Annotated in this window: 30 protein-coding genes and 1 pseudogene; 9 read left to right on the top strand and 22 right to left on the bottom strand. The window is 45.1% G+C overall.

Annotated features, from left to right (window positions below; translation table 11 throughout):
* On the bottom strand, positions 1 to 1,458 hold the full coding sequence (locus ACQEXU_RS00430; RefSeq protein WP_427009241.1) for a GGDEF domain-containing protein: 1,458 nt from the start codon (positions 1,456 to 1,458) through the stop codon (positions 1 to 3).
* Between the two features lie 471 nt (positions 1,459 to 1,929).
* Here ACQEXU_RS00430 and rlmA point away from each other — a divergent pair, with 471 nt between their 5' ends.
* From rlmA to ACQEXU_RS00385, 9 genes and pseudogenes are all read left to right on the top strand, one after another.
* Positions 1,930 to 2,748, top strand: coding sequence for a 23S rRNA (guanine(745)-N(1))-methyltransferase (gene rlmA, locus ACQEXU_RS00425; protein WP_427009240.1), 819 nt, complete (start codon positions 1,930 to 1,932; stop codon positions 2,746 to 2,748).
* Positions 2,749 to 2,772: 24 nt separating this feature from the next.
* Positions 2,773 to 3,459, top strand: coding sequence for an MOSC domain-containing protein (locus tag ACQEXU_RS00420; RefSeq protein WP_427009239.1), 687 nt, complete (start codon positions 2,773 to 2,775; stop codon positions 3,457 to 3,459).
* 114 nt (positions 3,460 to 3,573) lie between these two features.
* Positions 3,574 to 4,521 (top strand): ChaN family lipoprotein, encoded by a 948-nt coding sequence (locus ACQEXU_RS00415; protein ID WP_427009238.1) that lies wholly within the window; start codon positions 3,574 to 3,576, stop codon positions 4,519 to 4,521.
* Between the two features lie 147 nt (positions 4,522 to 4,668).
* On the top strand, positions 4,669 to 5,025 hold the full coding sequence (locus ACQEXU_RS00410) for a hypothetical protein (protein ID WP_427009237.1): 357 nt from the start codon (positions 4,669 to 4,671) through the stop codon (positions 5,023 to 5,025).
* Between the two features lie 141 nt (positions 5,026 to 5,166).
* Positions 5,167 to 7,059 (top strand): BCCT family transporter, encoded by a 1,893-nt coding sequence (locus tag ACQEXU_RS00405; RefSeq protein WP_427009236.1) that lies wholly within the window; start codon positions 5,167 to 5,169, stop codon positions 7,057 to 7,059.
* 155 nt (positions 7,060 to 7,214) lie between these two features.
* A pseudogene (locus tag ACQEXU_RS00400) lies at positions 7,215 to 8,791 on the top strand (alkaline phosphatase).
* Between the two features lie 174 nt (positions 8,792 to 8,965).
* Positions 8,966 to 9,265 (top strand): ribbon-helix-helix domain-containing protein, encoded by a 300-nt coding sequence (locus ACQEXU_RS00395; protein WP_367986860.1) that lies wholly within the window; start codon positions 8,966 to 8,968, stop codon positions 9,263 to 9,265.
* An 86-nt stretch (positions 9,266 to 9,351) separates the two neighbouring features.
* Complete coding sequence (locus ACQEXU_RS00390) at positions 9,352 to 9,747, top strand: VOC family protein (protein ID WP_367986861.1); 396 nt, start codon at positions 9,352 to 9,354, stop codon at positions 9,745 to 9,747.
* 20 nt (positions 9,748 to 9,767) lie between these two features.
* Positions 9,768 to 10,058, top strand: a complete 291-nt coding sequence (locus tag ACQEXU_RS00385; protein WP_427009235.1) for a putative quinol monooxygenase — start codon at positions 9,768 to 9,770, stop codon at positions 10,056 to 10,058.
* An 826-nt stretch (positions 10,059 to 10,884) separates the two neighbouring features.
* On the opposite strand, the gene ACQEXU_RS00380 is transcribed toward ACQEXU_RS00385, so the two are convergent.
* Genes ACQEXU_RS00380 through ACQEXU_RS00280 form a run of 21 tightly spaced genes read right to left on the bottom strand, consistent with a single transcriptional unit; the run spans position 10,885 to position 24,277 of the window.
* Positions 10,885 to 11,622, bottom strand: coding sequence for a hypothetical protein (locus ACQEXU_RS00380; protein ID WP_427009234.1), 738 nt, complete (start codon positions 11,620 to 11,622; stop codon positions 10,885 to 10,887).
* A complete protein-coding gene (locus ACQEXU_RS00375; RefSeq protein WP_427009233.1) occupies positions 11,613 to 12,299 on the bottom strand; it encodes a hypothetical protein in 687 nt (228 codons plus the stop codon). Before ACQEXU_RS00375 ends, ACQEXU_RS00380 begins: the two co-directional genes overlap by 10 nt.
* On the bottom strand, positions 12,296 to 12,835 hold the full coding sequence (locus ACQEXU_RS00370; RefSeq protein ID WP_427009232.1) for an adenine glycosylase: 540 nt from the start codon (positions 12,833 to 12,835) through the stop codon (positions 12,296 to 12,298). The genes ACQEXU_RS00375 and ACQEXU_RS00370 overlap by 4 nt, the downstream gene beginning before the upstream one ends.
* Positions 12,836 to 13,381 (bottom strand): hypothetical protein, encoded by a 546-nt coding sequence (locus ACQEXU_RS00365; RefSeq protein WP_427009231.1) that lies wholly within the window; start codon positions 13,379 to 13,381, stop codon positions 12,836 to 12,838. It lies immediately after the preceding gene.
* A complete protein-coding gene (locus ACQEXU_RS00360) occupies positions 13,381 to 14,775 on the bottom strand; it encodes a phage tail protein (protein ID WP_427009230.1) in 1,395 nt (464 codons plus the stop codon). Before ACQEXU_RS00360 ends, ACQEXU_RS00365 begins: the two co-directional genes overlap by 1 nt.
* Before the next feature lie 24 nt (positions 14,776 to 14,799).
* Positions 14,800 to 15,414, bottom strand: coding sequence for a phage tail protein (locus ACQEXU_RS00355; protein ID WP_427009229.1), 615 nt, complete (start codon positions 15,412 to 15,414; stop codon positions 14,800 to 14,802).
* Between the two features lie 2 nt (positions 15,415 to 15,416).
* A complete protein-coding gene (locus ACQEXU_RS00350) occupies positions 15,417 to 16,601 on the bottom strand; it encodes a baseplate J/gp47 family protein (protein ID WP_427009228.1) in 1,185 nt (394 codons plus the stop codon).
* The gene (locus tag ACQEXU_RS00345) at positions 16,601 to 16,933 is read right to left on the bottom strand and encodes a DUF2590 family protein (RefSeq protein ID WP_031844067.1); all 333 of its coding nucleotides are present in this window, start codon (positions 16,931 to 16,933) and stop codon (positions 16,601 to 16,603) included. The genes ACQEXU_RS00350 and ACQEXU_RS00345 overlap by 1 nt, the downstream gene beginning before the upstream one ends.
* Entirely contained in the window at positions 16,930 to 18,795 is a 1,866-nt protein-coding gene (locus tag ACQEXU_RS00340) for a phage tail tape measure protein (protein WP_427009227.1), read from the bottom strand. The genes ACQEXU_RS00345 and ACQEXU_RS00340 overlap by 4 nt, the downstream gene beginning before the upstream one ends.
* A gap of 3 nt (positions 18,796 to 18,798) precedes the next feature.
* Positions 18,799 to 18,942, bottom strand: coding sequence for a DUF6890 family protein (locus ACQEXU_RS00335; protein WP_375732262.1), 144 nt, complete (start codon positions 18,940 to 18,942; stop codon positions 18,799 to 18,801).
* A gap of 41 nt (positions 18,943 to 18,983) precedes the next feature.
* On the bottom strand, positions 18,984 to 19,250 hold the full coding sequence (locus tag ACQEXU_RS00330; RefSeq protein WP_123782030.1) for a putative phage tail assembly chaperone: 267 nt from the start codon (positions 19,248 to 19,250) through the stop codon (positions 18,984 to 18,986).
* On the bottom strand, positions 19,247 to 19,522 hold the full coding sequence (locus ACQEXU_RS00325) for a hypothetical protein (RefSeq protein ID WP_031844064.1): 276 nt from the start codon (positions 19,520 to 19,522) through the stop codon (positions 19,247 to 19,249). Before ACQEXU_RS00325 ends, ACQEXU_RS00330 begins: the two co-directional genes overlap by 4 nt.
* Positions 19,523 to 20,110, bottom strand: coding sequence for a 3TM-type holin (locus ACQEXU_RS00320; protein ID WP_070969258.1), 588 nt, complete (start codon positions 20,108 to 20,110; stop codon positions 19,523 to 19,525).
* Positions 20,111 to 20,113: 3 nt separating this feature from the next.
* A complete protein-coding gene (locus tag ACQEXU_RS00315; RefSeq protein ID WP_427009226.1) occupies positions 20,114 to 20,536 on the bottom strand; it encodes a DUF5675 family protein in 423 nt (140 codons plus the stop codon).
* A complete protein-coding gene (locus tag ACQEXU_RS00310) occupies positions 20,533 to 20,760 on the bottom strand; it encodes a TraR/DksA C4-type zinc finger protein (protein WP_031844061.1) in 228 nt (75 codons plus the stop codon). Before ACQEXU_RS00310 ends, ACQEXU_RS00315 begins: the two co-directional genes overlap by 4 nt.
* Before the next feature lie 7 nt (positions 20,761 to 20,767).
* Positions 20,768 to 21,223 (bottom strand): phage protein, encoded by a 456-nt coding sequence (locus ACQEXU_RS00305; protein ID WP_427009490.1) that lies wholly within the window; start codon positions 21,221 to 21,223, stop codon positions 20,768 to 20,770.
* The gene (locus ACQEXU_RS00300; RefSeq protein ID WP_427009225.1) at positions 21,220 to 22,341 is read right to left on the bottom strand and encodes a DUF2586 domain-containing protein; all 1,122 of its coding nucleotides are present in this window, start codon (positions 22,339 to 22,341) and stop codon (positions 21,220 to 21,222) included. Before ACQEXU_RS00300 ends, ACQEXU_RS00305 begins: the two co-directional genes overlap by 4 nt.
* A gap of 20 nt (positions 22,342 to 22,361) precedes the next feature.
* Positions 22,362 to 23,030, bottom strand: a complete 669-nt coding sequence (locus ACQEXU_RS00295; protein ID WP_031844058.1) for a hypothetical protein — start codon at positions 23,028 to 23,030, stop codon at positions 22,362 to 22,364.
* Positions 23,008 to 23,490 carry a phage tail protein gene (locus ACQEXU_RS00290; RefSeq protein ID WP_427009224.1) on the bottom strand — a complete coding sequence of 161 codons (483 nt, stop codon included), beginning with the start codon at positions 23,488 to 23,490 and terminating at the stop codon, positions 23,008 to 23,010. Before ACQEXU_RS00290 ends, ACQEXU_RS00295 begins: the two co-directional genes overlap by 23 nt.
* Positions 23,490 to 23,909 carry a head completion/stabilization protein gene (locus ACQEXU_RS00285; protein ID WP_031844056.1) on the bottom strand — a complete coding sequence of 140 codons (420 nt, stop codon included), beginning with the start codon at positions 23,907 to 23,909 and terminating at the stop codon, positions 23,490 to 23,492. The genes ACQEXU_RS00290 and ACQEXU_RS00285 overlap by 1 nt, the downstream gene beginning before the upstream one ends.
* The gene (locus ACQEXU_RS00280) at positions 23,906 to 24,277 is read right to left on the bottom strand and encodes a hypothetical protein (protein WP_124940850.1); all 372 of its coding nucleotides are present in this window, start codon (positions 24,275 to 24,277) and stop codon (positions 23,906 to 23,908) included. The genes ACQEXU_RS00285 and ACQEXU_RS00280 overlap by 4 nt, the downstream gene beginning before the upstream one ends.
* Positions 24,278 to 24,319 lie beyond the last annotated feature (42 nt).

The raw sequence follows: 24,319 nt of genomic DNA, 5'->3' as shown, positions 1-24,319 counted from the left end.
CTAAAAAACTAACTTGTCCTTACCGGTCTCTTTTGCCTGATAGAGTTTATTGTCTGCGGCTTTGAACATGCCTTCGAAGTCGCAGTTACCGTTTTTAACAACGTCGACGCCACCAGAAACCGTAAACCCACCTTCCACAACTTTATATGAGTGTTGGCATATTTCATTCTTAATGCGTTCGATGATTCTGTGCATTTTTTGGACGTTGCTACATGTCAGGTAAATCACAAATTCTTCACCACCAAAGCGCGCCGCTGCGTCACAGTCGCGAATGTTGCATTCGATTTGATCCGCCATGTAACAAATCACGTTATCACCAACATCGTGGCCATAGGTATCGTTAATCGACTTAAAGTTATCGATATCAAAAACAGCAAGCATGACATTATCTTTATGGATCGTATTACTTAAAAACTCTTCCATACCTCGACGGTTGAGAAGCCCCGTCATCGGATCCTTGGCAGCCAAGTCTTTCAAATAAACACGCTCTGCATGGCCATTGACATAAGCCAATACAATCACTGAAAGCACATAAATAAACCCTGCAACCACTAAACTGTATCTTTCAAAAACAAAAAAGTTTCCGATCTCATTTTCCCAGTCTAATTGGTACAAAAGCGCATGAGACGACATCACACCATCGATGGTGATAGGCTCAAATCGAACACTATTTTTAGGAATAGACTCTGCATTCAAGTCAATTAAGCGGATCTCGTTTGCAAGTTTGCCTTCATTCGCAATCAGTTTCGGCAACACTAAATCGAGTGAAATCATGCCTTGTAGCAAAGAGTCACGATATACCGACATTGAAAGGCTCATGATCACCTTATCCACAATGAGCGCTCTTCCAGGGCCTGTCATCGTAACTTGGTCACGATGTTGAGCCGTTTGTTGCCAATATGGACGTGCTTTAATTGTATTGAGTAGTTCTAACGATATGTTGCGGGCAAGTGTATCCGGAGAAGAGATAATATATCCCTCAGTATCCACGTAGTGAATACCATAAATAAAGCTATCCACATCGTGCAAAAAAGAGAGTATTGGAGCTAAAGAAATTTGCTGTGTTACACGTTGATATAGCGCACTAGCTGGCGTACATAGGTTTGCATTGCCAACCACCATATAACTTAGATCGACTTGTGGCAGATCCAGATGTGCACCGTCACTTAAAAGAAGCGCATCAATTGGCCACATCTGACATAAATCATTATTCACTCGGCTATTGTGCTCTAACATCATATCCGAGCCCGCTTTGTGATAATTACTGAAACTGTAATCTAAAGCAGTCAGAATTTTGGTCGAACGTTCTAGCGATCGAGTAATGCGTGCGTACTCATCATCAATATCGCGATTTACAGCATCGTAGTAGTTTTTTACTGTCAACGCCAAAACGATAAGAGATAACAAGGCTGGGACAAGAAATACGAATTTAAGACTAAAGTGTCTCTTTTCACTCATTAAGCGCTCTCAATCTAAGCCAACGGAACCAAAAGTCGTTGATCTGGTTGTGGTCAAATCTAACTACATGCAAATATTTAATGCTATTATCACTTTTTTTAATGTTGACGTGTTAAGCAAGGGTCATAAACGTCAGCTAAACGTCAATTATAGTGACAGAGATTCCACTTCTCGTAGGAAAAGGATGACTTTTAAAAATATTACTAATCCTTATTTAATGTTAATTAATGCTTTGGAGTTACACTTAAGAATAACTAAAGATAGCAAATCGTTTGCTTATGAGCGTTTTTTCTGCCTGTTTTTTATTCAATTTACACAACGCTTACCAAACAACATGAATTCACCATATTGCTGCTAATTCAATTGGGTAAGCATAAAATACCAACCAGAGTTCCATAAAGTATAACCTTATAGATCGACTCTTATCTTCCTGCTAAAATTTTGCCCCCATTTCTGCACCCTGAGATCGATATGAGTTACCAGTGCCCACTTTGCCACCAAGCGCTTCGTCAGTCAGACAAAACGTTTCAATGTGACAATAACCATCATTTTGATTTGGCGAAAGAAGGTTACGTCAACCTGATGCCAGCACATCACAAACGTTCAAAAGATCCAGGTGACAATAAAGAAATGATGCAAGCAAGACGTCGATTCCTTGAGCGTAACCACTACCACACTATGCGAGAGCGCGTAGCTCAAATATGCGCTCAATATCTCGAAGGCACATCACACACACTGTTAGACATTGGTTGTGGTGAAGGTTATTACACCGACGAAGTCGCTCGCGTATTAACCACAAAAAGCGAACAGTCGATGACCTATGGTCTCGATATTTCCAAAGTTGCCATTCGTTATGCGGCAAAACGTTACCCTTCTTGCCACTTTAGCGTCGCATCAAGTCATCGCTTACCGTTTGAAGATCAATCACTTGATGCCATCTTACGCATCTATGCCCCATGTAAGGCAGAAGAACTTCACCGTTGCGTTAGAAACAATGGTGTGGTGATCACCGTTTCGCCTGCTGGCCGTCACCTGTATCAGTTACGTGAGCACATTTATCAAGACGTTCGTCTACACGATGAACAGCCTGAATCCATTGATGGTTTTGTTTTAGAACATGAAGAGAAACTGAGCTATGTCATGCAACTTAAAGATGGGGATGCGTTCGATTTATTGCAAATGACCCCATTTGCCTGGAAAGCCACCGATGAGTTACGCGAACAGTTAAAACGACCTGACTTGTTTGAGTGCGAAACAGACTTTATGCTGAGAGTCTACCGCAAGCAATAACCACTCACGACGAAATGGAGGGAGATGGTGAATCATCAGACAACGCTATTAGGCGTTTTTGTTGGGCAAGTAAAACAGCAGTTTGGTATGGAAACTGCGATAGCAAAACGTCCGGTTGAACAAGCACTATACCTTTCAATGACAGGCTTAGAAGGTGATCAATGTGCCGATCACAAACACCATGGTGGTCCCGAACGAGCACTCCATCAGTATCCCGTTGAACACTACGCTTATTGGCAACAAAAGTACCGTTCTGAATATATCTGGCAAGCACCTGGCATGGGAGAAAACATCAGTACTGAGGGGATGACTGAAGAAACGGTTTATTTGGGTGACCGTTACCAATGGGGTGAAGCGGTCATTGAAGTCAGCCAACCTCGTTCACCTTGCTATAAACTAAGTAAGCGCTGGGGAGTTGAACAGTTTTCTGTGGATATGCAAGACATTAGCCGCTGCGGCTGGCTCTTTCGTGTTATTCAACCCGGATTAGTTAGTGTGAACAACCCATTAATACTGGTTGAGCGTGTCGAAAATGCGATGACGATCCGTGAAGTTTGTGATTGCTTTTTCACAACACCACTTGAACGCTCAGGCTTGCTCAAGCTACAGCAACAAGAACGCCTTTCAAATAGCTGGATGGAGAAAGTCAAACGACGGTTAGAGACTGGTGACGTCGAAAATTGGAACTTTCGCCTATTAGGCCACGCCTAAACTGAATAGAAAGTGCTTACCTGTGGGCCATTATCAGGTTTGCACTTTCCGTTTTACGCCGTGAACTGCTACTCTCAACCTCATACTTCTGACTCTCCAACCAAGGAGGCTTTCATGCGTCCTATACTATTTCCCTTCGCTTTAAGCGCTTTATTGTCGGCTTGTGTTACTACAACCGCGTCATCCGTTAGCACGTTTTACGACTATCATTTCACATCTCCTGAAGGCCAACCCATTAGTTTGGCGAAATTACCTTCTGAGCTTCTCACTGCCGACATTATTTTGGTTGGCGAGTGGCATACTCACTCGGCTATACATCGTTTTCAAACTGACATACTGCGTCAATTGAATGAACAAGGCATTCCTGTCACCTTATCCATGGAACAGTTTTCTCGTGATGCTCAGCCCATTGTTGATCAGTACTTAGCTGGCGAAATTGGAGAGCAACCCTTAATCACAGAAGGTAACGCTTGGCCAAATTATGAAAGTGATTACCGCCCGTTGATGGAGTATGCAAAACACAACAATCTTAACGTGATTGCAGCCAATGCACCTAAACACATTGTTCGCTGTATTGGCCGCTTAGGGATACCTTATGTCGAGACTCTTTCACAACAACAACGTCAGCTCATTGCTCAAAACATCGATACACAAGATTCTGCCTACAAACGTCAATTTATGTCTTCGATGCATCATGGCATCAGTGACCAAACCGAACGCATGTTCGCGGCCCAAATGAGCTGGGATGAAACCATGGCCGAAAGCATGACTCAGTATTTAGCGGCGCACCCAAACAAAACCATTTTGCATATTGCCGGTAAGTTTCATGTACAAAAGGGATTAGGACTCAAAACTTCGTTGCTGAAGCGCAACCCAGATTTGAATATTGCTGTGATTACACCTATTGGCACGCAAAATGCCGAAGCAAATATCACCGATAACATTGCGAAAGATTATTTGTTGTGGGTACTCGACCCTCCGGCTCGCTTCATAAAGGACGAGAATCGGATCAAAGCTTTTCAAAATTTAAGTCATAGGAATGATGACCTTAGCTGCAAATAGTAACTTTTTCTTTCAATGTAAGAATCTACCGACATAAATCAGGCGTAATTTTTGCTTGAATAAATCCAACATAAAGTGCGAATAAATTGCGCAAGTTTTTCATTCGTTGGTCGATACAGTGATTGAGGATGTTGTAAGGAGAAAACTATGACACCAGTAGGAATGGGGCCAGCCTCGCTGACACCTGCCCAACAGGTAAAGCCTCAAGCAAACTCTGCGGTTGCAGATAATGGAGCTGCACCACTGAAGGTAGAGCAAAACAAAGTCACCCTTTCAGCTGAAGGTAAGGCTCTGCTTGCCGCTTTACAAGATATTGAAAAAGAAAACAAAATTGCAGAGGGCAAAGAGAAATCTGTCGGAGATAAGGTGGAATCTTTTGCTCATGGCGCATTAGGAATGGATCACCCGGATAAAATTGAAGAAGAGGAAGATGGCTCTTATTCTGCGGGGCAATACCTTTCCGCTGCGGCAACCGTAGGAGGTATTTTACTGGCCTTGATCTGACGGTGACACTTCGTCACAGTCAGGCTTAGGTTATTTCAGAGACTGCGCTAATTATTTTTATGATAACGATAAGACACTCTGTTTGTTGATTCATTCACGGTCACTTCATAATCCATACATCTACATTTATGGACGAATACCGTGAAGAGTTCTTTTTCGTTAATTGATAAACCGACCTTTTTTGGTGCTATCGGCTTATTGCTGGTCATCGTTTTTCCGTTGATCCTTTTTCCCCAGCAAGGTGCCGACTGGATAGCACTCGCCAAAACTTTTATGACCGACAAACTCGGTTTTCTTTACCTTGCGCTTGGTTTGGGCGCGTTCTTTTTTATGATTTATGTCGTGTTCAGTGACATGGGACAAATTAAGCTCGGCGATGCTGACGAAAAGCCAGAGTTTGCCACAGCATCATGGGCCGCGATGTTATTTTGCGGTGGTATTGGAGCCAGTATCTTATATTGGGGCTGTATTGAGTGGGCATACTACTACCAATCACCACCTTTTCAGCTCGAACCCGGCAGTGAAGAAGCCGTACGCTGGGCAGCCACTTACGGTATTTTTCATTGGGGCCCCATTGCTTGGGCGATCTACCTCATTCCCGCGCTGCCAATTGCCTATTTCTTTTATGTGCGCAAGCAGCCCGTACTTAAAGTTTCCAGTGCGTTAATGCCAGTTATCGGCGAAGAACGCACCAAAGGAGTCGCAGGTAAGATCGTTGATGTACTGTTTATTTTTGGTTTACTAGGTGGCGCTGCAACAACATTAGGCTTGGCAGCTCCACTTATTGGCGAAGGACTAAATTTCCTATTCGGTATTCCTCAAAGTACGTTAAGCCAAGTGGCCGTGCTGCTTGTCTGCACCGCGATATTTGCTTACTCCTCATACGCTGGCCTTGAAAAAGGCATTAAGATCTTGAGTAACATAAACTTCTGGGGTGCGATGGGGTTACTTGCCTTTGTTCTTTGCGCTGGCCCTACCATTTTCATGCTCGAAACGGGGTTAGACTCCATTGGTCGAATGTTATCTAACTTCTTCGTTATGGCGACTTGGGCAGAGCCATTTGGTGGTTATGGTTCATTTGAAAATACCCATTTCCCACAAGATTGGACTATTTTCTACTGGGCATGGTGGTTGGTTTTTGCCCCTAGCATGGGCTTATTTGTTGCACGTATTTCCCGCGGTCGCACGATCAAACAAATGGTCTCTGGCTCAATCTTTTTCGGCTCTTTAGGTTGTTTCCTATTTTTTATGATCTTGGGGAACTACGGCCTATCACTGCAGCTCTCTGGTGAGCTTGACGTGGTCAATATTCTTAATACCGAAGGAGCCACCAAAGCCATCTTCTCAATGCTTGCTGAATTACCGATGGGCACAATGATTATCGCCGTTTTCACACTACTGTGTGTCATATTTACTGCAACAACATTTGATTCAATTTCTTACATTCTTGCTTCTGTAGTACAGAACAACGTGACAGAAGAACCGATGCGCTGGAACCGTATGTTCTGGGCGTTTACCCTCTCCTTCCTGCCAACGGTGCTCATGTTTCTTGGCGGCTTAAGCACTTTGCAAACCGCTGCGATTGTGGGCGGTCTGCCATTGCTTGGCATCTCAGTCATGCTGATGATTTCAGCCGTCAGAGCCACTACTCTCGATCTTCGCCATCAAGAAGACTACGTCGAACCAACCATCAATATCGAAGAACTACCAGAAATGGACCCTTGGTCATTAGAAGGTATAGCATTGGCAAGGTTTGAAAAGAGTCGTGATCTGGCCCAAGAAGCAGCAGAACAAGAGCGCGAAGCACTTTCTCAAGTTATGAAAGTGAAGAAACGTATCCGTGCTTTTGCCCTTGAACACTTCGGTGAAGAGGCGTTCCAAGATCACCACTTACCACAAGAACTTCAAGATGCACTCCAGCAAGCTCTGGATGACGTCAACAGGGCGCAAGAAAATAAGCTAACAGCTTCAGAGCAAGCGCAACTTGCAAGGCAAGAGTTCAATCAGGCGGTTGCTGTTGCTGCGACAAATTAGCCATTGTTCATACTCCTTCCTAAGACCAAAGCCCACCTCGGTGGGCTTTTTTTATGTCACTTGCGTTTCGAGTTCGTGAAGCTTTTATGATTGCAACAAAACTGTCATTGAGTGGTGATTAACTGGCGCGGCTTTTTGAACGAAGGAATATAACAATGAAGCAGTTAATTAAACCTCTCGTTGTAGCAGTGGCAACAACGACGCTCTCTTTCAATGCGCTTTCTGCCGAAATCAAAAATGTCATTTTGATGATTGGTGACGGCATGGGACCACAACAAGTTGGTTTATTAGAAACCTACGCCAACAATGCTCCACATTCGATATACAAAGGTGATACCACAGCTTTATTTAAATTAGCAGAGCAAGGTGTTATCGGCTCCTCCTTAACGCATCCGGAAGATGCGATAGTTGTTGACTCCGCCTGCTCTGCCACCATGCTTGCAACTGGTATTTACACCGCATCTGAAGTGATTGGTATCGATGCTCAAGGTAACAATGTTGAAACGGTGCTAGAGAAAGCGAAACGCTTAGGTAAAGCGACCGGTTTAGTCTCAGATACACGCCTAACCCACGCAACCCCGGCAGCATTTGCCGCCCACCAGCCACATCGCTCGCTTGAGAATAAAATCGCAGAAGATATGTTAGCAACGGGTGTTGATGTCATGCTATCTGGTGGTCTGCGTCATTGGATCCCAAAATCTACCAATGACAAAGGTGAGACATACAAAAACCTCGAGCAGCTAACGCAAGGCGATGTGTACCTTAAGTCTAAGCGTAAAGATGAGCGTAACTTGTTAGCTGAAGCGAGCGAGGATGGCTACAGCTTAGCATTTAATAAAACCATGCTAGAGCAAGCACAAGGAAACAAGCTCCTTGGTCTATTTGCATACTCGGGTATGAAAGATGGTATCGCCTACAGCCAGTCCAAAAACGCTCCAAACCGCACTGAGCCAACCTTAAAAGAGATGACCGTCAAAGCGCTCAATGTATTATCAAAAAACAAAAACGGCTTTTTCTTAATGGTTGAGGGCGGACAAATCGACTGGGCTGGTCACAGCAATGACGCTGGTACCATGTTGCATGAGATGATTAAGTTCGATGAAACCATCGGTTCGGTTTACGACTGGGCAAAAGGCAGAGATGACACCTTAATCATTGTCACCGCCGACCATGAAACGGGCTCATTTGGCTTTAGTTACTCTTCCGACAACCTACCCAAGCCTGAAAAGCGCTCTGGACAAGCATTTAGCCAGCGCGATTACGCTCCTAATTTTAACTTCGGCCAATTCAATATCCTCGACGGGCTATACAACCAAAAACAGAGCTATTACGGCATGATCAGTGAATTTCAAAAGCTTGAAAAATCCCAGCAAACAGCCAAAAAATTCGCCGATATTGTCAATAACAGTAGTGCCTTTCCAATCACCGAAAAGCAGGCTGAAAATGTGCTAAAGAGCAAACCAAACCCTTACCGTCTAGCGGGGCATAAATACCTGGCTGAAGAGAATATCCCCGCCATCAATGATTTTGATGCCTTTTTCCCATATAACGATCGCGGTAATCTACTGGCGCGTGAGCAAGCGACTGCACAAAACATTGTTGGGGAACAGGCACACATACTCATACCCCTGTAAATGTCTTTGCGTGGGGACCTGCAAAAACCATTTTGCCAGTCTCTAAAATCATGCATCACTCGCAACTAGGTGAATTTATTAAACAACAGCTGCAATAAGTTTCAGGCTTACTCACCCTTTGAGTCAGCGCTCTTCGGGGCGCTTTTTTGTTGCTCATATCATGGTAAATCAGATATTCAACATGAAGACCAGCTTTTAAGTATCACTGTTTATTTGACTCTTGCTAAAAGAAACGACAGGATAAATAGCTTTCCAAGTATCGAGATAATGTCATGTGTGAGATATTTGCGCATCAGCCAAGAGAAAATTACCAATTCATCACCCGTTCTATCCGTATCGATGGCCATGCAACTAGCGTTAAACTTGAAACCAGCTTTTGGCAATTGCTGGAAGAAATTGCGCAGCAGCAAGGATTAACGGTTCCTCGCTTTATCTCTACTGTGTACAAAGAAGCATTAGAGCATAACGGCGAAGTCAGCAATTTTGCCTCTTTGCTTCGCTGCGCCTGCCTAATTTATGCTCGCCAACCTCAAAGTACGATTGAGATAGCCAACGAACAAATCAACTCATAATTCAATTAATATCGCCTGTCGTACTCACGTACTACCACTAAGTAATCCGCTGTTATTATGCTACTCCCTCCTAATGAGGAGAGACCATGACAAAACTGATTCACAGCATGATAAGAGTGAGCGATCTGCAAGCTTCTATCGATTTTTACCGCAACGCTCTAGAACTGGAAGTGGCAGATCAATTTGAATTCAGCGACTTTACACTGACTTACCTCGCTAATCGTGAAACCGGTTTTGAGCTGGAGCTCACTTATAACCACGATCAGTCAGAGCCTTATGTCCACGGCAATGCTTACGGTCATTTAGCCGTCAGCGTAGAGAAGATTGCTGAGGCACATAAGCGCCTGACTGATCTGGGGATTGAAGCGTCAGAAATAAAAACCTTCAATCACAATGAGCAACCTCTAGCGACTTTCTTCTTTATTACGGATCCCGACGGCTACAAGATTGAATTCATTCAACGTGCCGGACGTTTTATCTAATAATCATAAGAGCAAACACAATGATCCATTTAACCGCACATTTTTATGCTAAAGCCGGACAGGAAAATACTTTGCATCAGCTGCTAACCGCAATGTTAGTGCCAACACGCAATGAAACTGGGTGTGTTCGTTATTGTCTTTTTCAGGACAAAGCAGACAGTCGTAAATTTCTCTTTCAAGAGCAATTTGCTGATCAGGCAGCGTTCGACGCCCATTGTAAAGAAGTCCATTTCCTTGCCTTGCTGGACAATCTGGAAGGGGTTCTAGAACAAGAACCTCAAATTACCTTCTATGAACAGTTAGAAGCGTAAAAATCGAAAGGCACTCATTTGAGTGCCTTTTTCTTTATTTTCTACTTTATGCGCGATTAGGATGGTTTAAGATGTGGTCTTATTGCGCGCTAAATATTTAATTCAATTAAAACAATTAGATAAAGACTCACCACGTTGAATTTGTCCCAAAAATGTCCACACCATGACTTTTCGGCACTTTGTCTACTTTCAAACTCGATGGTCTCAATAAGGATTGTTTTGCGCAATGGTCTTACCGATAAAATGCCGTTTTTCGTGGTTGTCGCTTTTCACTGATAATACGGAATTTCAACACCACAGCACCAGATCAATATTGAAAAAACCAAACAAGTGTAAAAACACGCCTCACCCCTTGCCATTACTGGCTTCAATACAAACAAACACGATCCTATTTTTCACACGGCAGATCATTAAAAAACACACGAAAAAAGTATCCCCCTTTTAAATTCAACAACTTAAACCAAACACACACCAACTTCCTGATCTTCATTTTTGCAAAACTGATCAATTAATTTCATTTGTAGAAATTTTGTATAACGCAATATGCAGCGTTTTAAGACGCCCTGAAATTCTGCCCCGTTCCGCTATCCATAAGGCTTTAACTCTTCTCAGAGGCTGATTTAGCCCCGTTAAATTTCACCAAAATTGAATTTCAATAAACTGCCACACGAAAACATCGCAGGTGGGGAGGGGGAGTGCGTTTTACGTCACCCAATCGTTCGCTTTCGTGGCTATCTGACTGCTGTTATGCCCGTGAGAGTTCGCTAACGTTTAGACAAAAAGAAACGCAGCCGATTGGCTGCGTATTGTTGTGGAGTGCTTAGGGTTAGGATTTAGTGATAGGAGTAAGTCTGTCTTTTAGTCCAGTACTACTTTCACCGTGTCCGGTAAACGCTTTCGCTTGAATTGGGGGGCTTGTTGGTGCTTGCGTCTCTGGGCTCTTGTGAGTATGTGCCGCACATGTATCGGATAGGTCGGTTACTACCTGCATCAACTCACCTAACAAGTTGAGTACGTTCTCACTTTCTGAGCCTAGCCACGTTTTAGGTGAACGGTAATCTTGTTCAGTGCTGGCACGAACTTCTCTTAACTTACAGTGCAGTTGCGCCAGTTTGTCGGTGATGCTGCGAAAGTTACCAGATTGGTCAACGTGGTGGTAAACACCTGGTCTTTGTTGGTATCGACTTTCACCAGCTTTGATTGCTGGTAGCTTCCAACCCAGCCCCAATACCGTTCGAATGAATGGCTTGTCTGGTTCACCATTAGCAAAACCAATTTCAACTATTGCACCAATCGCTGGCGGTTCCAGTCGTCCAGCTTGTTCACCAATACCTGGTACTGGTAAAGGTACTGCTTGCATGACCGGCACATCTTTACGTTCGACCAACTTACTATCAAGCAACTGAATATCTGCTGCATAGTGAGGATAGAAACGCTCAGACAAATCACCCTCTTTCGGTAGCTCTGGCAATGCAACGACTTTAGCAAGCTGAGGCAAATGCCAGTTGCCTGTTAGTTCTGGGAATAGCCGGTAGACAATACGCTTAATTGTTTTTACGTCCATGTTATGACTGTCTCCGTTCCAACATGTTCAACGGTGGCAAGCTTACGACCATTCACGAGCACACCTGGTTTAAAGTGTGGCGTGCAAGGAACCGTTGCCGTCTTTTGGGCTTGGTGTGGATTGAGCATGTTGACAGGTATAGTCGCTGGCTTGTCTGCCCAGTAACTATCAGCCCAACTTCCTACAAAGATTTGTCCATTCCCTTGCTGCTGCCAGATGTAATCAGAAATACTAAAAGCCTGTGCTATCTCATCAAGTACCCGATAGCCATTACCTGTCGAATAGAAACAAGGGATAGCACTATTGGCGTAAGCTCTATCAGGGACCACAAACTGCAGCCCTGTTTGTTGAGTGATATTACTAAGCAACTGAACAAGCGTTGGATGTCGCATGATGACATTCAATGGGTGATAAAGTGCTGCGGCCAGTTCCCTGCAAAAGATAACAACGTAACCTGGTTTATCTGGTGAAACCCTTTCGACAAATCCAGTCAGCACGCGCCTAATGTTATTACCCCAACCCAATTCGATAGCGACTTGCTGCATTGGGTTAGCTTCGCCTTGAATCGTTAGCTTTGCTCTACCTGGCGCATTATCAGAAAATGTCAGCCTATGTTGGCTGACTTTTCTTGGCTCACTGCCAACATAGCATTGAATCGTAAATTCTGGTGTATTCATGCCAGTGCCTTATCGATTGATTGCAGATACCCCATTACACCTGTCATTTCCACTTCGGTATCCGGTGGAGTCTCTGCAGAAGCCGTTGGTGGTGTGGTTGGTGTTTCTACCCCTGCAGCTTTTTGCTGTGCTGCAGGTTTGGGTTCTTCTCTGCTTTCGGTTCGTTCTGCCACACTCATATGTTCTACAAGTTCAAAGCTAATTAACCACTGGCGCAACTGTGCGTCTTCTTGCGCTGTAATGGTTCCTTGGAACTTAACCTGACTGACCTTTAGAGCATTAGCAGTTCGGTTGTCGATGCGGTAGATCACTCGTGCACCGTCAAGCTTTGCGCCAGCCAGTGTATAGAGTTGGTTTAGTGTTGGGGCTTTGTCATATGGCAAAGTCCCGGTTACAGCGAGAACCTTACCTTTATCTCCCGTTTCGGCTTGGTCAGTCGATGCAGAGTTGCCGGACATATCTTGTCCGGCTAGCTGTTGTCTTGCAGTGACCTTTAAGCCCTTGAGGGGAATTCGAACTGCTGAGAGTGAAAGCATTTAAGCCACCTCTGGCGGAGTCGGCCAAGGGTGTTCGGCTTGGATTAATTCTACTGCTGCATCAGCTTGTTGTCTGAACGCTGCTGCTTCATCAGTCAAGCCTTTAGACTCTTTGCGCCATGCTTCCATGTACAGCGGATCACTAACTTCACGATACGCAGCACGGCGAGTACTATCAACTTGATCATATTCAGCAATGTATTTGTTGCTTTCGTTAGTAACCCAAGCATCATTAATCCACTCATCCCAGTGCGTTAATGGTTTTTCTTGCGTGTATTCATCGGAGACCAAAGACGCATCGTCAAACACTTTAGGCTCGTGGGTCTTCTTATGGTAAGCCTTAACTTCAACAGGTTTTAATTCAACAAGCCATTCCTGGTTTTTTATATCAAACTTGGCCTGTTCAGTTTCTTCATCGAAGTCTGGTTTAGCTACCCAAGTAGAAAACTGAGGTAAGATATAGTCATCATATCCAGCCACTCTATGAATTTGACTTTTCCCCTGATAAATGAGGGTTTTGTAATCGTAGTGATACGCTATTTTCATTACATCCATCCTCGGTGAATTTTGATTGAAAGGTTTGCGGTGTATGGGCGGTTTTCATTTGCTGTTGGCACGACGTTGCTAGCATTTAAAGTTAGTTGAGACAGGCGATCGCTTGGGACAGAAGCGTTTTCTGTTGGTGATGCATAGTTTCCAGACGAACCTACAGTTTCAAAAGCTCCGATTGCGTCATTCCCAAATATTCTGCCTGCTGAAGTAGAAGTTCGCCCACTGACTTGCCCAGAAATATTTCGAATGGCATCACCTTGAGTTTCACCATGACTAACACCTGTAGGGTTACCACGTACAAAGTGTCCTAAATGGTGATTTGGTAAAGTAAAAGTTGTTGCACCATCACCATCACCAAACTTCATTGCGTGAGTCATAGGATCAGCGTCTTTGGTTGCTTGAGGCACCACTAATCCAGTGCCTTGCGCATACTCCCACAACACCTTATCTACTACTCTTGAAAACTCACCGCCTTTGGCATCAAGCCAGCCTTTTTTCTCACCTTCCATATGGAATGGAACAACCATTCCCACCATGCTTTCCATCAGCTTTTTATCGTGAGAAACAACACGCAAATCCACTATTGAACCATCTGCCTCAATTCGTGCCAGTTTCGCCACATAATGCGATCGGTTCTCGCTATCGGTGTAATCCACTAGATCATCAGTTGTCGCTACGATTTGGAATAGGTTTTCATGCTGAGAAAGTGCCGTACCATCACGGTAAACATCAACCCATAAAGTTATTGGTTTGCTATCGACCGTTTGCACCGTCGAAAGTGCGTTTTGGATGCGTAGACCGCCAACATAAGCAACACCTGGTGCTATCAAATATTTGGTTTGGTCGACTTCATGGCGTGTTACGTCAAAACCATCAACGAAAGCGGTATGACCATAATTATCTAGGCAAGATAAACGGTGGTCTTCGTCCATTCCTTTCAATCGGGCTTGGTAGTCAATTTGCCAGGTAGCCGCATCAATTGTCACATTCGCCGCGGCTGCAGCTCCATCAAACTGCATTAGCATCGACTTGGTTAACGCCATGCCTGTTTCTTTGGTTTCGGTAGCTTTGTAAACCACCATACCGCAGCTTTTCGGCACGTTCTTGTCACGCAGGAACATAGCGTTAAATGTGAATGGTTCTGTGCTACCTGGTATCACCACGGAATAAACAACCGCATTACTGCCGGATTTACCGATTTGGTCTACATCTTGTTGAAACACCCATTGTTCTAATGGCGGCAGTGACACGGTACGGTCAATCGGTTGAGACAAATCAAGATCAGGAATCATCGCAAAAATGATTTCATTGAGATCAGTAGGCTGCTTCAACGAAATTTTGTTTTGCAGGTACTGTTCAAACTCTAATGGGATAGCCGTTTGGCTCATGGTTAACGCTCCCTTTTACTTTTGTCAGTTCAGGCGCGTCATTGACGCGGTGAAAATCTGTTGATTGTGTTCGATGCGTTTTTCTCGCACCGCCACGGTGGATTCATCATTGGCTTTTGCAGCATGAAGGTTGAACCGGTGACCAAACGCTGCAGCAATCATCTTCAACGTTACCGGATAAGTCACATTGAACTGGTAGCGACGACACGTGCGACCGTATTGGCGAATCATGGCATTCATTAGCCAGTTCTTTTGTGCCAAGTCGCTGTCAGCGGTTTCAATGGTGACAACGTCCCATTGCTCTTGGTCTTCACGTTCGTGGATTTCTACCCAATCGACGCCCAACTTACTAAACATGTTTTTAAAGCCGGCTGTTTCACCGCCATGACGGGCAAACGAATAAGCGTTGGCGACACGAATACGAAAAATCATTTCGTCTTCACGTTCTAACGGCTCGATGTCTCGTTCCCAAGCCATCAGGCGAACGATGCCAATTGGTGCAGTCAGTGGGTCATGCTTTTTGAGTGGCATTCGCAATGCTTCGTCCACTCTTAACCAGTAGTTACGCAGTGCGTTGGCAAACTTTGCCAGCTCACCTCTACCCATCCAGTACTTGAATTTAATTGGTGGTAGTTGCATAGCTACTCCTGCATGTTTATCGTCAGCGTAGACAGGCGAGGAATTTTCAAACTGCTCACAATGTCTTCTTGTTCGAACTGCAATGACTCGATGCCCTCAAGCAAGGCATGTAGCTCACCTTCTAGACGTGAAAAGCTAAAGCGACCAATAGGATTCGTCGGCGTGACTTCATAATCACTGTTTTCACGAAATGCCGCTCTCACTACATTTTCGATGTCCGCTTTTAACGTCAAACGCTCTTGCTCTGTTAACTTCGCTTTCGGCCAGACTTTGACACTGATAGCGTGTTGGGTTTCTGGCATCGCTTTCACCAACAAATCATCACCATGACCATGCAAGCCACTGGTTGTCACTTCGTGGTTTAAATCGTCGATCAGCTCTTGTGATGGATTACCCGTATCTAACAAGATCAGAGCGTTTGCAGTACCAGGCCCACGTGGGGCGTTATGCTCAAAATAGATATTGTCGTCTTGAATACCTGCTTTTTTCATCAGCAATGAACGGTAAGCCGCATCAATGTGCCATTTAGCAACCGCACTCCACTGGTTACGCACACGCAAGCGAAGTTCGTCTTCGTCTTCATCGTCTGCGCCAGCTTCTATCAACCATTCATCTTCATTGGTTGCAGCGGCAATACCCGAAATGGCAACGGGGATCACATGGTAGTAACCACCGCCCAAGTTATAAGCTGCACCTTCGTGTTCAGCTTCGACGGTTGCTGAAACGGTAGTTTCGTTCTCTGGCATCGTCGTGTCTTCAAGCACTTTCACTCGATAAATGGTGCCGTTAATCGGTTCAGTTTGAACCCACGTATCTTTAGGAATAATGAGTGCCGGACCTTGCAAAGCAGCACGTTGAAAAACAATGGTACCTTTTGCCTTGGTTTTAGCTTTTGGCTCGATGTCTACTTCCCAAGCCTTGAGTTTCAAAGACTCACCGAACGCAGTGGCTAGAAACGTATTAGGCAGCACGTATTTGACTAACAGGTTTTCAATCAGCCAAACAGTTGAAACGATCACGGCTTGCTCTATCATTCGCCAGAAAGGAGAAAAGCGGCTGTCGTTATTAATCACGCTACCTGCTTTTTCCATCTCTTCTTTGAGCACCTTGCGCCAGCTCTCTGAATCAGTTGGTATGCCTGACTCTTTTAGGATTTCTTCATAATCTGGCTGTGGAATATTTGCCATTAGCTTTCAACCTCTATTTCGATGTCGCCAAAGTCACGTGTTGTTGCGAAAATCCAGATTTTGCCTAGCTCTGGCTCTTCCATTCGAACGGTACCTGGTACCAAGCGAACCTCTTCTTCAACTAAGAGCTCTATTTGCTTTTTAATGTCACTGCGACCATCACGAGACTTTTCACCAATCAAAGCCACCGCTAAACCGCTTTCGATAATGGCGTGTTTAATGTCTTGGGCGATCACGGCTCTGTCTTGAATCATCACTGGATTTCGACCAGCATCTAAAACGACATCACCGTTTTCTATGAGCAAATCTTGATACAAGTAGTCTTTACTCATGGCGCAGCCATCTCTAGTTCATTAGCCATGTCTTGTGGGCTATTCATGTACGTTGGATAAATGTTTACGCCGCCGTAATTCGTCGAACGTCCTTGGTTGTAAGTCGACATCTGACGAGCAACGCCACCTTGTTGAACTCTCGCTTTTGGCGTGGCTTGCTGAACTGCACCAATGGTTTTACCTGGTGCTTCATCATCACCGAAACCTGGTATCCAACTGATCACGCTGTCAAAGCCTTCACCAATCCAGCCGAACAAGTTTTCAAACACGGCTTTCACTTCGTCAACAATGGCAAATAGACCATCAAAGCCCGATAAGTCAGTAAAGCCACTTGTCACCCATTTCCAACCACCATAGATAGCGGCAAACAAAGCTCGAATAGGTGCAGTGATTGCGGTTAAAACTTGGAACCATGTTGTGTCACCAAAGCTAGCTTTAAGATCATCCCAGTAGTACATAAGCCCGACGACTGCAGCACCAGCCGCGACACACGCCCCCACGATTAGAATGATTGGATTGGCAGCAATAACGATATTTGCGGCTAACATTGCAACCTTTAAAAACGATAGTGTTTTAGATAAACCCGTGACCGCAATGCCGAGAACCGAAACCAAGCTACTTCCAAGGCTGACCGTAGCCCATAGCATTTTGAATGCACCTGTCAGCATGGTTAGCACACCACCAACAGCAACCAACCCAAAGAAACCGAGAGTTAAATAACCAACCCATCGAGTAATATTTGGGAACAAGTTCGTCCATCTAATTAGCTCTCCTGCACCGTCAACTAATGATGAGATCACTGGCGTTAACGATGGTAGTAAAGCCGTACCAAAAGCGGCTCGAATTGCAAAGACACCTTGTTCCATTCGTTCCCATTGGTCGGTCATATCTGCCGCCATCTGGGTAGCTGCATCAAGCCCCTTAACATCCCCCAATGCATCCATACCTGCGCTAAATTCATCCATACGTCCAACTAAGTTCGTAAGCATGAGCGCACCATCACCTAGCCCAGCTTCATCAAGTAGCGTTCTTGCTTGAGTACCAGACAACCCTTCTAGTAGTGGTGCTAAGTTTTGCAAAACCTGCTCCATTGGTAGAAGTTGCCCTGTTGTATCAGTCAGGGACACACCCAATTTTTCTTGAGCACCAACGGCATTCTCTAGGAAGTTGGTGTATTGTGTAACCGCATCACCTTCACTCATTTGTCCTTTGAGCATACCGAACACGGCAAACTGTTCTTGAAGAGACACCCCCATCGTAGAAGTGAGAGAGTGCATCCCATCTACCATCCCTTCGATGGCATCCATTTCCACACCGTATAGCTGTTTGGCGGTTGCGGTCATTCCAGCGATTTGTGCAGTCCATGTATCGACGCCCATGGCATCCGCTTGCGTTTTATAATTCCCGTAAAGGTTTTTCATAAAACGCGTGGTAGTCTGCGCGTCTGATTTCATTGCCATAGAAAGTGTCGCGCTGGATTTTGTAACGCTAGCCATCATATCGGCTGGCAAGTTACCCATTGCGTTTCGAACACCTTCTGCATGTTGAATAACCTCCACGGAACTTCGTCCAAACTCTGCACCAAATTCCAAAGCGGTTTGAGTGATAGCTCTTAATGAGTCATCAGCGACACCAAGTGCTTTTACCTCACTCAATGCTCTGTCCATTTCAATCGCTGGCATCAACGCCTGTTGCAAAGCTATACCAGCACCAGCTACGCCAGCAGCACCCGACACCATAGTGTGAGTACCATCGCGGTAGGATGAAGCCATACCAGTAAACTGGCGTTGAATATCCGCCAAGGGTTTACTTATATGGTCAATCAGTCCTATCGTGTAACGTAGTGGTTCTGGTAGTGACATCAGTTATCCTGTGAATGCTCTTGCTGTTCCATTCGTCATAGCTGAGCTCATATCTTCCCAATACTTTTTTTCCAACCAAACAGCCTGTGCCAAGGTTTTCTCTGTATCTGGTTCATGAGGTAGCCATTTCTTACGTAAGGTGTACATCTGGTTCAAATCACTGGTTTCAATTGACTTGACCAGACTTTCTATTTTTTTACCGTAATGGCGATTTTAGGTGCATAGTTCTTCACGATATTGGCTGCTAACTGAATAGCTGCACCTACATTCGAATCTAGCAACGTACGGACTTCTTCTTTCGATTCATCAGCTACTGCTTGCATTACAAGGTTGTGTGATGCATCTGCGATCAACCCTTGTGCACTTGAGCCAATGTACTCGCCATACATGTCAGCATCTGGCACAAATGTCATTTCTTTACCTGCTACGATTAAAACGATGGTTTTCTGAGTCATGTGATTTTCTCTCTATCTAATTTCGTTTCTAGACGGTCGAACCGTCCGTTAATGGATTCTTTAAGATCGTCCACGGCTTCCCTAAGCTCGTGTTTCGTTGCGTATTTTTCCGCGTTATCCGCTCTCATTCTTTCGATAGCAATTTCATTTTGATGAGTGCGCTGCATTAGGCTGTTTGCTGTGCTATTGGATTTCTCTGCACGTGTGTACACAAAGCCAATCAGAGTCAGTAGAAAAGCAGCCACTGCCAACCACACGCGCAAATCTTCCATTTAGCCTCCTTGCGTAACGGCTTGCTTTAAGCTCCCGATAAACCCTGCAGGTTTAGTCCCTTGAGCGACTTGCTTATCTTGGCTTCGCTTATGGATGCTGATACCCAACACGGCTAGAGCAACGCTAAACAAAGGAGTAAGAGCCACAACACTATTCACAACACTGGCTGCTTGCTCTGGGTGGAAAACCAGCGCAAAAGCCAAGCCGAAGAACAGCAGGGACCAAGCCAAACACATCGCATAACCAAACGTTGGTCGCCAACGTCGAACATAGGCGTCATTGCTGGCTAACTCTGCTTGCTGGGTTGCAGCTTGAGTGGTAATCGCCAACTTGCGTTCTTCGCTTTCAATCTTTGAGTGACTCAAAGCCAGCTCTTGCAGTTTGATACGTTCATCACTTTCAAGCTGTTTGAGCTTTAGCAGTGCATCAGGATTGTTTCGCAACTCTTGTTCGATAGCTTCTGGCGTATTTTCTACGCCTAAAGTACTCGCAACCATCGCACCTACGGCACCACCTGCAGGGCCACCGATCACAGTGCCAATCATTGGCGCGGCTGTGGCAATTAATGATTTAACGCTTTCCCACATGGCTCAGTCCTTTACGATGGTTAAAACAGCCGATTGACCATCAAGCTCGTGCATCAATGCTTCAAATGCTGCTTTTGAATTAACCACGGCCCATTCATTCCCAACAAAACCAAAATCAACACCTGGTGCTAAACATCCTTGAAGTTGGCTTGGTGTGTTCGCTTTATGGATCAGAATGTGAGTTCTTAAACTCGGACCCTGACGAGTTACACCCAGTTCGCTAGCTTCTAGCGCATAGCAATCACCAAACTTAGGCGATTTATGTGGCAGAATTTGATAAGAACCCTCTGGTACACACGATTTACCAGGCAGGTTATTTCGCCAACTACGTTCAGCAATCACACACACTTGGCTTCCGTCTTCACGGTGAAGTGTTCCAAATGTGCCGTCTTGAAAATAACGGCGTTTCAATACAAATCGTTTCAACGTTTTGCCCTCTTCTCTAGAAGTTCTTGGCAAGCTACACAAGTGCAGCAGTGAGGCAGATACTTTCGGCGTGCGGCTGGGATTTCCTCACCGCATTCAACGCAATGCGTTTCGCCGTTCGGGTGTTCTGCTTTCGCTTTGGCACTGGCTGCCAATTGCTTGGCCAGTGCCATTTCCGTTTGTTTGGTTTCGATACCGCTTGCATGATCAAATAAGTCCGGCATCTACCACCTACCCAATAATGTCGGCGGTTTCTTCTGGTCGTAGGTACGGCACGCCATTGATGTTGATAAAATCAGGATCAGTCACATCAAACGGAATCTTATGAACTAGCGCACTGCCACCGTTGCTATCTGCATCAATCAGATCAGAGATTTTCAACTTAATGCCAAACATCTCTACTTTGAGCTCGTCACGCTCCGTTTTGCCGTAGCCCATAGCGTCGAACGTAGGCAAGCCACGGAATGAACCTGCGCCAGCGGCAGCTTTCATCAGCAAGTTAAATTGACTGGTGATCAGCTCTAGTTCGCCAGACGCTTCGACATCACCTTCTACAAAGCCATCAGGGACGCCATTGGTTTTGGTCACCGCACTATTGTCAGTGATAGAAACTGTCCATTTCTGCGCACTAATCTTGAGGTCATTTAAAGTGAATTTGAGATTCTTACCGGAAATGCGCATGGTTATGCCTCCTGATCAGCTGGGTTAGACAGGTCTAGCGCAACATTGACGACAATGTGCTTAGGGCAGTTATGCGGCTGCACCATTAAACCGATCACCACTTTTGATTTGGTCATCCATTGGATAGTCACATCACCATCACGTGGCGGCATGATTTCACCTGGGAATTGAATGTCACCGAGTTGAATACCTTTGCTCATTTGGCGCATGTCTTTTGAGAAATACTGCTTATTGAGCTCGATAGACTCTGGTGTAGAGTTGAGAATTTTGTCACCAATACGACGAATCGCTTTCACGCGAACACGGCGATTAAGTTTGTGTACCGGACGTACATACTCTAGGTACTGATAGTCACCACCTTTAGCTTCGAGCGTAGTCGCATCAGTCCAATAAATACCTTCGTAATCGGCATACCATTGCGGCACTGAGTAACGAGCGATTGCAAGTGCTTCAATGGTCGACATTTCAAGCTTTTTGCCAGCACTGTCTACAGGTGCATCACCCAAGCCCAGCACGTTACCTGTTGCAACACGCATAGGTGTATCTGCTACCGTGACACTACGATCACACAGGCGACCAGCTAACACACCGATGTTATTACCGTGAAGCTGTGGCACTGGTACCACCATATTCGCAGCAACATCTTTCACTAGTGCAAGCATTGCCGTTTCATATTCAGACCATGTTTGAGTGTCTGAATCGATACCAGGTACTGCAGCCAAGATGAACACCCAACGACCTAGTTTGCTCACTAGCTCATTGTGTTTTGCCATCATGTCATCAAAAGCGGCTTTATCCGTGGTCTTGTCTACCAGAACAATACCTTCGAACGAATCCGTCTTATTGGCTTCATCTACTGCGCCCGTCCAAAGTTCTGGAGCGGTTAAACCATAGATAGCAGCAGTCCAGTTTTGTTTACCGTTGAGCTGAGCGGCGATCACATTCGCCCCCAACTCATCTTCTGCGACAACACCTGATAGGTCAGTCATTGCAGAAACACGAGTGACTTTGCCTTGCAGTTCTGCTTTTGACGTAATGCCAATGAAAAGCAGATGGCGTTCAATTTCGGGGATATCGCCTTGCCCCAAGTTCAAGTTATTGACTTCTACCTTTCCGGTTGCCATCAGTTCTATCCTCTCTTCGCCTAGCGGTGCTTGGCTTTTTCGATGTTGCGTAACAGTCGTTTGGTGACCAGTTCTTTTCGGGTTCCAAGCAACTCACGTTCTGGTGTTTCTATCGTCCAGCTCTGTTTCCCTTTCGGACTACCTGAACGCATCATGCGGATAATTAGCCCTGCTTGACCTAACGTCAGTCGCTTTTGAATATTGCGTTTACTCAGGCGATTAAATCCGCCATCTTTTCGCCTGATTTTGTAACCTAAACGGCGCAGTGCATGGGCTTGTTCATCAGTGGCTTGCGCTTCATAATCAGGTTGTCCAAACCTTTTGTTCTGGCTTTTTATGTGCTGCCTGGCGGTGACCGTCTCTGTCATACCTTGTTGATGAACAGCGGCTTTTTTTGCCTGAATCCGGCTTTTCCACGTTAAGTCGAGATCCTTTGCTCCATTCTTAACGTAGGGTTCCATCCCGTTGGCGAAGCTCGTTAGTACTGCACCTTCGCCTTTCTTTCGCTTGTCATACGCTTTGTTTTTAGTGTCTTTCTGACGCTTAATGCGGCTTCGGGTATTGCGTATTTCCCAGCGACCTAAATCTTTTAGAATCCAAAATCGTTTCTTTGGTGGCAGCATCAACGCTTCAAGTGCTTTTCTGGCACTGACTGCATCATTGGCGTTAAGCGTTATCGTTGGCTGCATTCGTGATTTCGCCTTCTTCCGCTATCCAGATTTCTACTGGATTCACTCGATAAGTTTGGCTATTCCAAAGCACTAACCCTTTCGGGTCTGGTATCAACTCGATGGGTTCTTCAAAGGCAATTTTTATTAATACATCTGCGCTTTCTTCGTTGTTTACATCGATCTCGATATCAGGATTACCAAGCTCTTCGTTCTCGTCCCTTTCAGGGTCAAATTCAGAAATCCAACAAGCCACCAAAGCGAACAATGTATTTGGGTCTAATTTGTTATGAGGGAAGTTCTCGATCAGTATCCCTGCTTGGTAAAACCAGTTAGCAATTCGATAGCCGCCATTGCCTCTGTCTTCACCATTTACAATCAACTCACCGCCAGCTTGGGTAGCATGAATCTTTTTCGCATGGACATTGCCTTGAAGTTGCTGACATAGGTATTTGTGTAAGGCTTGTAATTTGGTTTGCATCAGATCAAATCCACCTTGTTGACACTTCTACCAAGCAACAAACTAATGTCCCGTTTTGCTTGAGTTCTAAATCGGTCAGCCTGTTTGAAATCGTCTTCGGCTGTATTTTCTGCCGCTTCTCTTCGGTCTTGAGTTGCGAACTCTGGCAATAAGTCAGCATGAGCGGTTCCATACACGGCACGCTTATAAACGGATGCTTTCAGCGTATCGAGTGCAGGTGCTTCACCATCAACCAACAATTCATCCAGTTCACCCTGCACGTACAAGCTAGCGGCTTGAAGTGCAGTAATAATTGAGCTTTCATCGAACAGTGAAGGAATACGTCTCATCTGGCGAAACTCACTGGTTTTCAGCACAGGCCAGCCACCGGACTCGATGTCTGTATTTGCATTTTCTTCGACGTATCCACCAAAGCTCATCGTTCAACACTCGCCATTTGATGAAGAGCGTACGTAACTACCGATGCAATCAGTGCAGCTATTAACCAGACTGCTCCCGTAATCCAATAACCAAAATAGATAAACGTGCAGCCAATCAGTGTCACGAGTGTTGATTGCAATTTGCTATGCCAAGGCTTTAACCCAGATGTTCTAATCCGATCTGCAAAGTCATTTAACTTCTTGTCATCAAAGAGTACGAAGAACATGCAAATCAGTAAGGCTGCATTGAGCCAAGCGGCTACCAACATCAGATTGACCACACCTTCACTTACATAACCCAACTGGTGACTAACTAATGCCGCTATCACTAGCATCAAAGTAACTATCCATTTAACTAAGTTCTTCATGATCAATCCTTACGATTCTTCAAAATAGGGGCGCTCTAGCCA

It is taken from the genome of Vibrio sp. TRT 21S02, assembly GCF_050113675.1.
Lineage (GTDB): Bacteria > Pseudomonadota > Gammaproteobacteria > Enterobacterales > Vibrionaceae > Vibrio.
This window is presented reverse-complemented; position numbering and strand designations above follow the sequence as displayed.

Bases quoted from the DNA above. Each gene is read 5' to 3' on its own strand.
- ACQEXU_RS00300 (WP_427009225.1), bottom strand. From the start codon at position 22,341: ATGGCAACCGGAAAGGTAGAAGTCAATAACTTGAACTTGGGGCAAGGC.
- ACQEXU_RS00350 (WP_427009228.1), bottom strand. From the start codon at position 16,601: ATGGCAAATATTCCACAGCCAGATTATGAAGAAATCCTAAAAGAGTCA.
- ACQEXU_RS00420 (WP_427009239.1), top strand. From the start codon at position 2,773: ATGGTGAATCATCAGACAACGCTATTAGGCGTTTTTGTTGGGCAAGTA.
- ACQEXU_RS00380 (WP_427009234.1), bottom strand. From the start codon at position 11,622: ATGGACGTAAAAACAATTAAGCGTATTGTCTACCGGCTATTCCCAGAA.
- ACQEXU_RS00395 (WP_367986860.1), top strand. From the start codon at position 8,966: ATGTGTGAGATATTTGCGCATCAGCCAAGAGAAAATTACCAATTCATC.
- ACQEXU_RS00310 (WP_031844061.1), bottom strand. From the start codon at position 20,760: ATGCCGGACTTATTTGATCATGCAAGCGGTATCGAAACCAAACAAACG.
- ACQEXU_RS00335 (WP_375732262.1), bottom strand. From the start codon at position 18,942: ATGTACACCTTACGTAAGAAATGGCTACCTCATGAACCAGATACAGAG.
- ACQEXU_RS00355 (WP_427009229.1), bottom strand. From the start codon at position 15,414: ATGCAACTACCACCAATTAAATTCAAGTACTGGATGGGTAGAGGTGAG.
- ACQEXU_RS00415 (WP_427009238.1), top strand. From the start codon at position 3,574: ATGCGTCCTATACTATTTCCCTTCGCTTTAAGCGCTTTATTGTCGGCT.
- ACQEXU_RS00320 (WP_070969258.1), bottom strand. From the start codon at position 20,110: ATGTGGGAAAGCGTTAAATCATTAATTGCCACAGCCGCGCCAATGATT.
- ACQEXU_RS00285 (WP_031844056.1), bottom strand. From the start codon at position 23,909: ATGAGCTTTGGTGGATACGTCGAAGAAAATGCAAATACAGACATCGAG.
- ACQEXU_RS00430 (WP_427009241.1), bottom strand. From the start codon at position 1,458: ATGAGTGAAAAGAGACACTTTAGTCTTAAATTCGTATTTCTTGTCCCA.
- ACQEXU_RS00280 (WP_124940850.1), bottom strand. From the start codon at position 24,277: ATGAAGAACTTAGTTAAATGGATAGTTACTTTGATGCTAGTGATAGCG.
- ACQEXU_RS00365 (WP_427009231.1), bottom strand. From the start codon at position 13,381: ATGAAAATAGCGTATCACTACGATTACAAAACCCTCATTTATCAGGGG.
- ACQEXU_RS00390 (WP_367986861.1), top strand. From the start codon at position 9,352: ATGACAAAACTGATTCACAGCATGATAAGAGTGAGCGATCTGCAAGCT.
- ACQEXU_RS00325 (WP_031844064.1), bottom strand. From the start codon at position 19,522: ATGGAAGATTTGCGCGTGTGGTTGGCAGTGGCTGCTTTTCTACTGACT.
- ACQEXU_RS00370 (WP_427009232.1), bottom strand. From the start codon at position 12,835: ATGCTTTCACTCTCAGCAGTTCGAATTCCCCTCAAGGGCTTAAAGGTC.
- ACQEXU_RS00340 (WP_427009227.1), bottom strand. From the start codon at position 18,795: ATGTCACTACCAGAACCACTACGTTACACGATAGGACTGATTGACCAT.
- ACQEXU_RS00345 (WP_031844067.1), bottom strand. From the start codon at position 16,933: ATGAGTAAAGACTACTTGTATCAAGATTTGCTCATAGAAAACGGTGAT.
- ACQEXU_RS00375 (WP_427009233.1), bottom strand. From the start codon at position 12,299: ATGAATACACCAGAATTTACGATTCAATGCTATGTTGGCAGTGAGCCA.
- ACQEXU_RS00385 (WP_427009235.1), top strand. From the start codon at position 9,768: ATGATCCATTTAACCGCACATTTTTATGCTAAAGCCGGACAGGAAAAT.
- rlmA (WP_427009240.1), top strand. From the start codon at position 1,930: ATGAGTTACCAGTGCCCACTTTGCCACCAAGCGCTTCGTCAGTCAGAC.
- ACQEXU_RS00290 (WP_427009224.1), bottom strand. From the start codon at position 23,490: ATGCAAACCAAATTACAAGCCTTACACAAATACCTATGTCAGCAACTT.
- ACQEXU_RS00295 (WP_031844058.1), bottom strand. From the start codon at position 23,030: ATGCAGCCAACGATAACGCTTAACGCCAATGATGCAGTCAGTGCCAGA.
- ACQEXU_RS00410 (WP_427009237.1), top strand. From the start codon at position 4,669: ATGACACCAGTAGGAATGGGGCCAGCCTCGCTGACACCTGCCCAACAG.
- ACQEXU_RS00330 (WP_123782030.1), bottom strand. From the start codon at position 19,250: ATGACTCAGAAAACCATCGTTTTAATCGTAGCAGGTAAAGAAATGACA.
- ACQEXU_RS00360 (WP_427009230.1), bottom strand. From the start codon at position 14,775: ATGAGCCAAACGGCTATCCCATTAGAGTTTGAACAGTACCTGCAAAAC.